Source organism: Dyadobacter sp. HNCC25DJ185 (assembly GCF_056895195.1).
Genome location: NZ_JBXHAR010000007.1, coordinates 511315 through 523777, shown reverse-complemented (window position 1 = coordinate 523777; position 12463 = coordinate 511315). Strand labels below are relative to the sequence as shown.

Sequence of the window (12463 nt, the reverse complement as noted above, 5' to 3'; positions counted from 1 at the left end):
GTATTCTTAAGTCAATCTTAAGAATTCCTTGAGAATGTCCTAAGAATAGCCCGGCTATCTTTGACCTGTAACCAGTTCAAAGAAATAGCATCATGATAAGCATAAAACATGCCGAAAACATCAGTCGGCACGATTTCCTGAGAAAGCTCGGCTTCGGCGGGGCAGCTTTGACCGCCATCTATTTTTCCGGTCAATTACAATCCTGTACAAATGATACCGTAAACCCTGCACCGACCAACCTGACTCTGGACCTGACCGATCCCGCCAACTCCGCCCTGAAAACCAAAGGAGGATATGTGATCAAAAGCGGGGTCGTCATCGCGCGCAGCAACACAGGTGCATATATCGCCGCTACGCTTACCTGCAGCCATGAAGGCAAAAACCAGATCACCTATCAGACAGACCATTTTTACTGTACCGCGCACGGAGCAAAATATGATAACAACGGGAACGGACTGAACAGTGAGGGCAGAAAAGGCCTGGCCATTTACAAGACCAGCCTGGCCGATAACATTTTAACCATTACCGCCTGACCATGTCATTCAAAAACATTTTTATACTAGTGCTGCTGACGGCACAGGCATCTTACGCGCAGGACGATCTGCTGAAAGAGCTGGAACAGTCGCAGGATTCTGTGATCACTTATGCGTCGGCGACCTTCAAAGGTACCCGGATCATCAACGGCCACTCGGTCGAAACAGTTGGAAAAAACAATATGGATTTTATCATTTCGCACCGTTTCGGGGCTGTTAATTCAGGAGCCGGCAACTTCTTCGGGCTGGATGAATCGCAGATCAGGCTTGCCCTGGAATATGGCATTACCGACCGTCTGATGGTAGGGATTGGGCGAAGCAGTTACCAGAAAACAATTGATGTTTTTGCCAAATACCGCCTGCTGAAACAATCCTCCGGATTCAGGAATGTGCCGGTCTCCGTCACGCTGTTTGCCAGTGATGCCAATAACTCAAGTACATCGACGATCGATTATCCCCTCTACACCATCGCCCACCGCCAGACGTACACATTCCAGGCTTTGATCGCGAGGAAGTTCAGCGAAAATTTCTCACTGCAAATCAGCCCTACGATCGTCCACCGAAATCTGACGGAAAGTCCGGCCAATGCCAACAACCTTTACTCACTGGGCATGGGCGGGCGGTACAAGCTCACGAAACGGACTTCTTTCAATGTAGAATATTGGTATACGCCCCAGACTTTGGGCGGCACCAGCCAGCGCGATCCCAAATACACCAATACCCTCTCGCTGGGCTTCGACATTGAAACGGGCGGCCACGTGTTCCAGCTTCACCTGACCAATTCGAGGGGCATGATCGAAAAGCAGTTTCTCGGTCAGACTACCGGTAAGTGGAGCAGCGGCGATATTTTCTACGGGTTTAACGTGGCAAGGACATTTAGTTTTGATAAAAGCAAAAAGAAGAAATCTAATGGATACTAAAACTTTCAGGCTCATGGCCGCGCTCATGATCAGCCAGCTGATCGCCATCACATGCTACGGGCAGATGTACATGACCAAGACCGGAGAGGCGAGTTTCTTTTCGGAAACGCCACTGGAGAACATTTCGGCTTCAAACAAACAGGTAGCGGTTATCCTGAATACCTCTAACAATGAAATTGCCGTGAGAATGCAGCAAAGGGCATTCCACTTCCCGAACAAGCTGATGGAGGAGCATTTCAACGAAAACTATATGGAAACAGAGAAATTCCCTTTCGCGGTTTTCGCAGGTAAGATCAAGGAAGCGATCGATTTTACAAAAGACGGAAGTTACGCTGTAAGTGCTGATGGAATCCTTGAAATGCACGGTGTAAAACAAAACAGGAGCCTGAAGGGACAACTGGTTATTGCGGGCGGCCAGATCACGCTGACCACGGCCTTCGACGTAAAGCTCACCGATCACCACATTGAAGTCCCATCCCTGGTGATTGCCAAAATCTCGGAGGTAATTGCGGTTAAAGCGAAGTTTATACTTTCCCCAAAAAAAGTAAGTTAGCAGTGAAAATCCGGACGTATGTTAAACAAAATCATTGGCTTCTCGGTAGCAAACAAGCTCGTTGTGGGCTTGTTTGTGATTGCATTGATCGGTTACGGGAGCTACGAGCTTACGAGGCTACCGATCGACGCCGTGCCCGATATCACCAATAACCAGGTCCAGGTGATCACCATTGCGCCTTCGTTCGGCGCAACGGATATCGAGCGGCTGGTCACTTTCCCGATTGAGCAAGCCAATAACAATATCTCCGGGCTGAAAGAGATCCGGAGCTTCTCACGTTTCGGGCTGTCGCTGGTCACCATTGTTTTCGACGACGCTACGGACATTTACTGGGCCAGACAACAGGTTTCCGAGCGGCTTTTGAAAGTCCAGTCGGAAATCCCGCAGGGAATCGGCACCCCGGAGCTCGGCCCGATCAGTACCGGCCTGGGCGAGATTTATCAGTATGTGGTCAGGCCCAAAGCGGGTTATGAGCACCGCTACAATGATACCGAGCTGCGTACGATCCAGGACTGGATCGTCAGAAGACAACTACTTGGCGTGAAAGGAGTGGCCGAAGTGAGCAGCTTTGGCGGAAAACTGAAGCAGTACTCTGTTGAAATCAATCCGGAAAAACTGCTTTCCCATGGCATTACCATCAACGACGTATTTACTGCTTTGGAGGCCAACAATCAGAACACGGGCGGCGCATACATTGAAAAAGGTCCGACTGTTCTTTACATCCGCAGCGAAGGATTGGTCGAGACCATGGACGACATTAATAACATTGCCGTCAAAAACCTGGGCGACGGTCAGCCACTTTTCATCCGGGATGTAGCCGAGGTAAAAACAGGCTTTGCAACCCGCTACGGCGCAATATGTTACAATGATCAGGGGGAAGTTTCGGGCGCGGTGGTGATGATGCTCAAAGGCGCCAACAGCAGCGAGGTGATCAAAAACGTAAAGGAGCGCGTGGCGCAGATCCAGAAAACCCTGCCGGAAGGCGTGGTGATCGAACCGTTCCTCGACCGCACCAAAATGGTGAACAATGCCATTGGTACCGTTGAAAAAAACCTGCTGGAAGGCGCGCTGATCGTCATTTTCGTACTCGTGCTTTTTCTGGGAAACCTGCGTGCAGGTTTGCTGGTCGCGTCGGTGATCCCGCTTTCCATGCTTTTTGCCGTGATCATGATGAACACCTTTGGCGTGAGCGGAAACCTGATGAGCCTGGGCGCACTGGATTTCGGGCTGATCGTCGACGGCGCGGTGATCATCGTCGAAGCGGTCATGCACCAGATCGCCCATAGCAAAAAATTCAGCGGACTTACGGAGATCAGTCGGCCACAAATGGACGAGGAAGTAAACGAATCGGCCGACCGGATGATGAACAGCGCCGTTTTCGGGCAAATCATTATCCTGATCGTGTACCTGCCCATTTTTACGCTGGAAGGCATTGAGGGGAAAATGTTCAGGCCCATGGCGCAAACCGTCGCGTTTGCTTTGCTGGGTGCTTTCCTGCTGTCGGTCACTTACATTCCCATGATGAGCGCATTGGTTTTGAGCAGAAAAATGAAAGACAAACCTAACTGGTCGGACAGATTGATGGCCGCGCTGGAACGCCGATACAAAGGCGCGCTGGCGCGTGTTGTCAGTCACCCCAAAACAGTCCTTACCTCCGCGCTGGCACTTTTCGGACTGGCGATTTTCACATTGACCACCCTCGGCGGCGAATTTATACCAGCATTGGAAGAAGGTGATTTTGCAGTGGATACCCGCGTGCTCACCGGCAGCAATCTCACCACAACCATCGAAAACACCCAAAAAGCAGCACATATCCTGAAAACACGTTTCCCGGAAGTCGAAAAAGTAGTGACCAAGATCGGCAGCGGCGAAGTCCCTACCGACCCGATGCCCATGGAAGCCAGCGACATGATGGTGATTTTGAAAAATAAAAGCGAGTGGACCTCCGCCAAAACATTTCCTGAACTGTCCGAAAAAATGAGCGAGGCCTTGAAAGCCGTTCCCGGCATCACAGCTGGTTTTCAGTATCCGGTCCAAATGCGGTTCAATGAGCTCATGACCGGCGCACGCCAGGATGTGGTTTGTAAAATTTTCGGGGAAAACCTGGACACCCTCGCACATTATGCGCAGAAGCTCGGAACACTTGTGAACCAGGTGAATGGTGCACACAACCTTTACGTCGAAGCAGTTTCAGGCTTGCCGCAGATCACGATCCGCTACAACCGGGCAGCCATCGCACAATACGGACTGACGATCGGGGCGATTAACAAAATCGTGAATACGGCACTGGCGGGACAAAGTACGGGGATGGTGTTTGAAGGCGAAAAGCGCTTTGAACTGGTTGTCCGGATCGGCGGCGGTCAGAAAAAAAATGTGGAGGATATCCGTAACCTGCTGGTACCGGCAAAGGATGGCATGCAAATCCCCTTATACCAGCTGGCCGATGTAAAAATCCAGAACGGCCCCAACCAGATCCAGCGGGAAGATGCCAAGAGAAGGATCGTGGTGGGTTTCAACATTGCCGGCAGAGATGTGCAAACCATTGTGAACGAGCTGCAAGTAAAGGTTAATCAGAGCCTCAAACTCCCGGCTGGCTACTATGTAACTTACGGCGGCTCATTTGAAAATTTGAATGCGGCAAAACAAAGGCTGATGATCGCGGTGCCGGTATCGCTGATCCTGATCTTCATCCTGCTCTTTTTCGCATTCAATTCGGTGAAAGACGGGCTGCTGATCTATTCGGCTATCCCGCTCTCGGCCATTGGCGGCATTTTCTTTCTCGCGCTGCGCGGCATGCCTTTCAGCATCAGCGCCGGGATCGGGTTTATCGCGCTATTCGGTGTGGCGGTTTTGAATGGGATCGTTTTGGTCGCCGAGTTCAACCGGATCCGGAAACAGGGTGAAACGGATATCCGCAAAGCGGTTCTCGAAGGTACGCAACACCGTTTGCGACCTGTTTTGATGACGGCCTTTGTGGCATCACTGGGCTTTCTGCCGATGGCTTTCAGTAACGGAGCTGGCGCAGAAGTACAAAGGCCGCTGGCGACAGTCGTCATCGGCGGGTTGCTGATAGCCACTTTCCTGACGCTTTTTGTGCTTCCGGTACTGTATCTGTTTTTTGAGAATGGGATGGGTCTGAGGTTTAAGAAATCCAATATCACTGCAATGCTGATATTACTATTGCTTGCTACCCCGGCTTTGGCACAGGAAAAAATCAATCTGAAAAACGCTACCGAGCTGGCCATTGCCAATAACCAGACGCTGAAAAGTGAAAGGCTGCGTGTAGAATATCAGAAAGCATTGACCAAGACCGCGACGGCTTTACCTCAAACCAGTTTTACAGCCGAAGCGGGACAGATTAACAGCTTTTATACCGATACCCGATTCAATGTTTCGCAGTCATTTAGTTTGCCTGTTGTTTATTCAAAACAAAAAAACCTGCTGCAACAGGAGTTAACCGGCAGCGTGCTGAATGTGGCCGTCAGGGAAAACGAGCTGAGGCGCAATGTGGCGCAGGTATACTTTACTTTTTTATACCAGCAAAAAAAATGGGAACTGTTACAATCGCTTGACAGCCTGTATACTGATTTTTATAAAAAGGCGGAACAACGATTAAAAAGCGGTGAAACCAATATCCTCGAAAAAACCGCCGCCGAAACACAGCTGGGGCAAATCCAGATCCAATTGCAGGAGCTGGAAGCAGATCTCAGATTATCACGGCTGCAATTTCAATTATTACTCAATGCTGCCATTCCGGTGGAGCCCTCCCCCGCCGACCTGAAACTCAGTTTGCCGATGATACCCGATTCAGCCGCAATCACCAGTCACCCGCAGGCCAGGATATTACAACAGCAGCAGCAGATCGCGGCGGCCACGGTGGAGGTTGAGAGAAGCAAATTGTTACCCGGGCTGACATTGGGATATAACAACATGAGCATGCGGGGAACCGGGGCGGACGACAAGGCGTACCATGCGTCCCAAAGATTTCATTCCGGGCAGATCGGACTGGGGATACCGTTGTTCGCGGGCGCTCAGAAAGCACGGGTCAATAGCGCGAAAATAGGGATCCAGATCGCACAACAAAGCTATGCTGCCGGTTTGCAAACTTTAAAAAACCAGTACCAGGCTGCTTTAAATGAGTATCAAAAGTTTCTGTCGACGGTCGCATATTACGAACAAACCGCGCTCGCCAATGCAGATTTGATTACCCATGCAGCCACTGAGCAGTTGAAAAACGGTGGTATCAATTACCTGGACTGGACGCAGCTGATCAACCAGGCAGTTACCATTCGCAGCCAGTACCTGGACGCGGTACTGAAGCTGAATTCCAAGGCGATCGAACTCAATTATTTTCAGGAAAACTGATGCAAACAAAACTGATATATCTCATCTACGTAAGCATTTTTGGCTTGCTGCTAAGTTGCTCCGGCAGAGGAGGGTCCGAAACGCCGGTTAATTCTGAACCCGGAACTGAAAATACCGCAGCACTCAACGAAGAGCAAATCAAAAATGCAGGGATCACTGTGGATACGCCGCTCATCCGTGCCGTTTCCTCAGTACTGAAACTCAACGGGCGGATCGATGTGCCGCCACAGAATATCGTTTCCGTCAGTGTGCCGCTGGGAGGATATCTCAAAACCACGCGCCTCCTGCCGGGGACGCCTGTCAGGAAGGGGGAAGTGCTGGCGGTGATGGAGGACCAGCAGTACATTCAGCTTCAGCAGGATTACCTCACCAGCAAAGCGAGACTTACTTACCTGGAAAGTGATTACAACCGCCAGAAAGAGCTGAACGTGAACAAATCCAGCAGCGACAAGATTCTGCAGCAGGCCGAGGCCGATTACCGAAGCCAGCAGGTCATGATCCGCTCTCTGGAAGAAAAACTGAGCCTGATCGGGATCAATCCGCGAAACTTATCCAGCGAGAACATTTCAAGGAGCATCAGCATTTACTCCCCCATCAACGGATACGTTTCAGCCGTCAATGTGAACATCGGCAAGTACGTATCGCCCACGGAGGTACTTTTCGAGCTCATTAACCCAACCGATATCCACCTGGCGCTCAAAGTTTTCGAAAAAGATCTGACAAAAATCAGGGTCGGGCAAAAGCTGACAGCCTATACCAACAGTGAACCTGAAAAAAAGTATTTGTGCGAAGTAATCCTGATCAGCAAAAACCTGTCGCCCGAGCGAACGGCGGAAATTCACTGCCATTTTGAGCGCTACGAACCTACACTTGTACCCGGGACTTTTATGAATGCGGACGTCGATCTGGAAAGCAAAAATGCGATCACGGTTCCCGAGGATGCAATCGTTTCTTTTGAGAATAAGGAATACATCTTTTTACCCAAAGGAAAAGGACAGTATGCGATGACAGAAGTACAGACCGGAACTACCGAAAACGGCTTTACAGAAATATCAGCCAAAGAAAACCTCACCGGGCGGCAAGTTGTGGTAAAAGGGGCCTATTCTTTGCTGATGTCCCTCAAAAACAAATCTGAGGATTAATACCGGCAGTTTCATCCTTGAAATTTAAACGATGGCTAATCTTAAAAACATCCAGACCGAAATTGATGCCTGCTATCTGTATAGCGTTCTTGCCCAGCATGAAGAAGATAAGAATGTAGCGGCTATTTTCCGCCAGATGAGCGAAATTGAGCACGGGCACGCAGTGGCATTGATGACAAAAAACCAGATGGACACCTCCCGTCTGCCGCCGCCTTCAGCCAGGGCCAGGATATTGAATACGATTGGCAAGTTATTTGGCTACGACTATGTGCTTGGCGTATTGCTGGACACAGAAAAAGGAATTTCAAGCTCAGTAGTCAACGCCAGAAAGAAAACCAGACTAGCCAGTTCGATTTCAGATACGGCTCACGTAGCCATCCTGAAAAACATCCTGGAGGGGCAGCCAAAGATCTCGGGAAGCACCCTGACCCGATTTGAAAAACGACACAGGTCGGTAGGGGGTAACGCCCTGAGGGCGGCGGTCTTAGGTGGCAATGACGGGCTGGTCTCCAATTTCAGCCTTGTGATGGGTATCGCAGGTGCTGTCAGCGGTCCTAAGGAAATCCTGCTGACCGGTCTGGCCGGGATGCTGGCGGGTGCGCTGTCGATGGCTTTGGGCGAATGGATTTCCGTTAAAAGCTCCCAGGAGCTGAATGAAAATCAGATGCAACTGGAGATGGACGAGCTGGAAGCCAATCCGGAAGGAGAAGAAAAGGAAATTGCCCTCATTTATCAATCCAAAGGTATCGCAGCGGGGCAGGCCCGTACCATGGCAGCAGAAATCATGCATCAAAAAGACCATGCGCTGGCCATTCTGGTAAAAGAAGAACTTGGGATCAATGTGGAAGACCTGAAAGGGTCCGCCATGGAGGCAGCGATCACTTCCTTCCTCCTGTTTGCTGTCGGCGCCATCATACCCGTCTCTCCGTTTTTCTTTCTGACCGGCACCCGGGCTATCGTGGGCAGTACCGTCGTCAGCGGCTTAGGCTTATTTCTGATCGGTGCGGCAATTACCCTGTTCACTGGTAAAAGCGTCTGGTATTCGGGGCTCCGGCAGGTTGTTTTCGGGCTGGCTGCAGCGGCAATCACATTTGGGATCGGGAGATTAATCGGCGTTTCCGTGGGCGCATAAACATGTTCTTTCGCTTTAACGCAAAGCAGTAGACCCGATTAAATTTCAGTTAAAAGTCAAAAATTTCATCTGCAAAAAAATATAATCTATCTGATACAATAAACCTCGGATATGATCTTTTTCAGTTTTGAAAACAAAGCAAGAGCAAATACAATAAATTGATATTGAGTGAATTAAATTTACACATTCGATATTGTCGGCCACTAACCCCCGTAGCTACACTTCTTTTCTTATTTGCACAAAAGCAGTATTTAGATTAATTAAAAACCTCGCCGGACCAGCAGGCTCCCAAGTCACTTTAAGACGACAAAACGCATGCAACATCGGGATATGCATATTCGTATAGCCTATCAGAGTATTTAACGTTCCACTAATGATGATGACACGTCTCGATTTTTTAAAATCCATTGGGTTCAAGGGTCCTGCCCTGATGGCGCTGCTGACTTCCTGCGTGCATGAGGAAGATACGTTTGTGGAAGCATTGAGTCTTCAGAACCAAACATCAGAAACCCCGGTAACAGACACTACTTCCCTGGGCGGAAGTACCGATGTATCAGTGAAGTTGAACTCCGCGGCAGCGATCTCCACGGAGGCGCTCAATGCCATTACAGGTGTTAAACTAAAAATAGACCTTACGCTTTCAGCCAGTGCGGCATTACTTAAAGTCGGCGGCTACCTGATCAAAAACGGTATTGTTGTAGCCCAATCTGCTTCGGGGGTGATCGTAGCGGCTACACAGACTTGCAGCCACGAACCGCGCAATAAGGTGATTTTTAACAAAACAGAATTTTACTGCACTCAGCATGGTGCCCGGTTCAGCCTCACCGGCGCAGGCCTGAACACATTTGGAAGCGCTGGTCTGACCATTTACAAAACGGCAACCGATGGAAATACGGTTGTTGTATACTAACCAATAATCAATATGAAAACGATCCTCGCATCCCTGCTTATTCTATTTGTGACATTGCCATTGAACTGGAAACTGAATTTCGCCGATGCCCGGGCAGAAGCCGAAGCCTCAAACAAAATGATTCTGCTCAGCTTTTCCGGTTCCGACTGGTGCGGACCTTGTATCAAGCTCACCAAAGACGTTTTCGGCTCGCCTGAATTCACAGACTACGCTGCTGAAAACCTGGTACTCGTACGGGCAGATTTTCCAAGACAAAAGAAAAACCAGCTTGACAAAAATCAGGTTGCCATGAATGAAAAACTCGCAGAACAATACAATCAAAAGGGCGTATTTCCTCTGACGGTTTTAATAAGCCCGAAAGGTAAGGTGATCAAAGAGTGGGAAGGCTACCAACCGTCGGTAGAGGCGTTCATTGCCGACATCCGCTCACATTCCGTCAGATAATATGGGAGAGATACTTGCAAAACGTTCCCTCAGACTGATGGGGAATCGTTTCGATATCAGCGCAGTAGCGGATAGCCATGAGGCAGCAGAACAGTTTATAGACCTGGGTGTGGCCGAAATTCAGCGCATCGAGAAACTGTTGACTACCTTCAGCGACGACAGCCAGACCAACCAGATCAATCAGCAGGCAGGGATCGCCCCTGTTGTCGTAGACCGCGAGGTTTTTGATCTGATCGCCCGTTCGGTACGGATTTCCGCTTTGACCCAGGGCGCTTTCGACATTACTTACGGCTCCATCGACAAATCGCTTTGGAATTTCGATCTGACAATGACATCGCTGCCGTCCGCGGCCGTGGCAAAGCGGATGGTCCGGCTGATCAATTACAAAAACATTGTTCTGAATCCGTCGGAGGGTTCTGTATACCTCAAAGAAAAAGGTATGCGGATTGGTTTTGGCGGCATCGGCAAGGGTTACGCGGCCGAAATGGCTAAAAAAACCATGCGTGCGGCTGGTGCTTTATCCGGCGTCGTCAATGCATCAGGTGACCTCACCACCTGGGGCAAGCAACCCGGCAATTTGGACTGGACCGTCGGAATTGCAGACCCGGACGCGAAAAATTTGCCGTTTTCTTACCTCAAAATCAGTGATATGGCGATCGCTACGTCGGGCAATTATGAAAAATTTGTCACCATTGGCGGCCGCCGTTACTCGCATACCATCAATCCTAAAACCGGCCTGCCGGTATCAGGAATAAAAAGCGTCACCATCTTTTCGCCCAACGCCGAACTATCCGACGCGCTTGCTACGCCTGTAACCGTACTGGGAATCAGGACCGGCTTGGATTTGATCAATCAGATGAAGGATATAGCATGCATTGTCATCGACGATCAGAACAAGCTGTACACTTCCAAAAACATAAAGATCCGCTAAACGTATGTACAAGATCGTAATCAAAAAATTTGCGCTGCTGAGTGCCGTCCTGGCATTGCTATCCGCCTGCGTGACAGTAAAGGAATATCAGAAAAACCGCATCAACGATTCCGAAATGGAACTCTCGGCCCGGAAATCCGAAAAGTTCGAACAGAGTTTTTACCTATACCGGGAAGGCGCTTCCGGAGCAAACGGAGGCAAAAGCGGCGGAGGCTGTGGCTGTAATTAATCTTGTTTTCAGAACCCAATGAAGAAAATTACCTATACCGTGGCAGCGCTGCTATGCCTTTTCGGCTCAGCGCAAGCACAATCCGCTGACAGTTCCGAAATCGGATATCAGCCTAAAAAGCTCAAAATAGAGGAAATTAATTTTGTTTCCGGGTATTACAATCAGAACGGGAACAACTCTGCGATCACGGGCGGCATCGGCACAGAGAAACTGTACGATTTTGCAAATTCGCTGGAAATCCGCCTCAGCAAAACGGATAAACGAAACCGTGTACACACGATCTCGGGAGAAGTGAACATTGATTACTATTCGTCAGCCTCACAGGACAATATCGATCCGCTCACCATTTCTTCGGCTTCAAGAACCGATACCCACATCTACCCAAGCCTATCCTGGAACATGAAGAACGATGCCAACCATACAACCAAAGGCGCCATGTTTTCCTATTCCACAGAATATGACTACAAATCCTACGGCTTTGGTATCAATTTTTCCAAATCCTCCAAAGACAACAACCGGGAGATCACCCTCAAGGCGGGGACGTTCCAGGATACTTATACAGCGATTCTGCCTTCGGAGCTGCGTCCAAACGGGTATAGTTCCGGCGCGGAGGGGGATAAGTCCAACCTTTATTACAAGCCCCGCAATACTTACAACGGCTCCGTGGCCCTTTCCCAGATCGTCAACAAAAGTCTGCAATTGATGGTTATCGTGGAACCGACCTATCAGGAAGGTTTACTAAGCACACCCTTTCACCGGACTTACTTTACAGACGGCAGCGAAAAAGTGGAAAAACTGCCCGGGACCCGCTTCAAGATCCCAGTCGGGCTCAGGGGAAGCTATTTCATTGGCGACCGGGTCGTCTTACGGGGATTTTACCGTTTCTATGCCGACAACTGGGGAATGACCGCCCATACCGTCTCTTTGGAAGCGCCTGTCAAGATCACTCCATTTTTGTCATTAAGCCCGTTTTACAGGTTCAACAGCCAGAGCGGCGTCAGGTACTTTGCTCCGTACATGGGGCACGATACAAACGCGGCTTATTACACCAGCGACTACGACCTGTCTTCATTCCAAAGTCATTTCGGCGGTATGGGTATCCGCCTTTCGCCGCCTGGCGGTATCATGGGTATCCGGCATTTTGCATCATTGGAAGTGCGATACGGCCACTTTTACAGGAATGCAGGCACGGGTATGCAATCGGATATGTTAACGCTGGCCGTGAAGCTTAAATAATGATGGCAGACCAACCGGGTCAGTCCTCAGGCAGTCGTCAAAAAAAATTACATCGCAATATTGCGATT

The 12463-nt window shown here is 49.6% G+C and carries 11 protein-coding genes; all 11 read left to right on the top strand.

What is annotated here, in order from left to right:
- The first annotated feature begins 92 nt into the window (after positions 1-92).
- The 11 genes from AC1XUF_RS22220 (at position 93) to AC1XUF_RS22170 (ending at position 12395) form a co-directional block, all read left to right on the top strand.
- Entirely contained in the window at positions 93-533 is a 441-nt protein-coding gene (locus tag AC1XUF_RS22220) for a Rieske 2Fe-2S domain-containing protein (RefSeq protein ID WP_483344030.1), read from the top strand.
- Positions 534-535: 2 nt separating this feature from the next.
- Complete coding sequence (locus AC1XUF_RS22215) at positions 536-1453, top strand: DUF5777 family beta-barrel protein (protein ID WP_483344029.1); 918 nt, start codon at positions 536-538, stop codon at positions 1451-1453.
- Complete coding sequence (locus AC1XUF_RS22210; RefSeq protein WP_483344028.1) at positions 1443-2006, top strand: YceI family protein; 564 nt, start codon at positions 1443-1445, stop codon at positions 2004-2006. Before AC1XUF_RS22215 ends, AC1XUF_RS22210 begins: the two co-directional genes overlap by 11 nt.
- Before the next feature lie 18 nt (positions 2007-2024).
- On the top strand, positions 2025-6371 hold the full coding sequence (locus AC1XUF_RS22205; protein WP_483344027.1) for a CusA/CzcA family heavy metal efflux RND transporter: 4347 nt from the start codon (positions 2025-2027) through the stop codon (positions 6369-6371).
- Positions 6371-7513, top strand: a complete 1143-nt coding sequence (locus AC1XUF_RS22200) for an efflux RND transporter periplasmic adaptor subunit (protein ID WP_483344026.1) — start codon at positions 6371-6373, stop codon at positions 7511-7513. The genes AC1XUF_RS22205 and AC1XUF_RS22200 overlap by 1 nt, the downstream gene beginning before the upstream one ends.
- A 31-nt stretch (positions 7514-7544) precedes the next feature.
- Entirely contained in the window at positions 7545-8645 is a 1101-nt protein-coding gene (locus tag AC1XUF_RS22195; RefSeq protein WP_483344025.1) for a VIT1/CCC1 transporter family protein, read from the top strand.
- A 373-nt stretch (positions 8646-9018) separates the two neighbouring features.
- Complete coding sequence (locus AC1XUF_RS22190) at positions 9019-9555, top strand: Rieske (2Fe-2S) protein (RefSeq protein WP_483344024.1); 537 nt, start codon at positions 9019-9021, stop codon at positions 9553-9555.
- A 12-nt stretch (positions 9556-9567) separates the two neighbouring features.
- The gene (locus tag AC1XUF_RS22185) at positions 9568-9999 is read left to right on the top strand and encodes a thioredoxin family protein (RefSeq protein ID WP_483344023.1); all 432 of its coding nucleotides are present in this window, start codon (positions 9568-9570) and stop codon (positions 9997-9999) included.
- Between the two features lies 1 nt (position 10000).
- Positions 10001-10930: an FAD:protein FMN transferase gene (locus AC1XUF_RS22180; RefSeq protein ID WP_483344022.1), complete on the top strand. Its 930-nt coding sequence runs from the start codon at positions 10001-10003 to the stop codon at positions 10928-10930.
- Positions 10931-10934: 4 nt separating this feature from the next.
- The gene (locus tag AC1XUF_RS22175; RefSeq protein WP_483344021.1) at positions 10935-11159 is read left to right on the top strand and encodes a DUF4266 domain-containing protein; all 225 of its coding nucleotides are present in this window, start codon (positions 10935-10937) and stop codon (positions 11157-11159) included.
- Between the two features lie 18 nt (positions 11160-11177).
- On the top strand, positions 11178-12395 hold the full coding sequence (locus AC1XUF_RS22170) for a DUF3570 domain-containing protein (RefSeq protein WP_483344020.1): 1218 nt from the start codon (positions 11178-11180) through the stop codon (positions 12393-12395).
- The last annotated feature ends 68 nt before the right edge of the window (positions 12396-12463 follow it).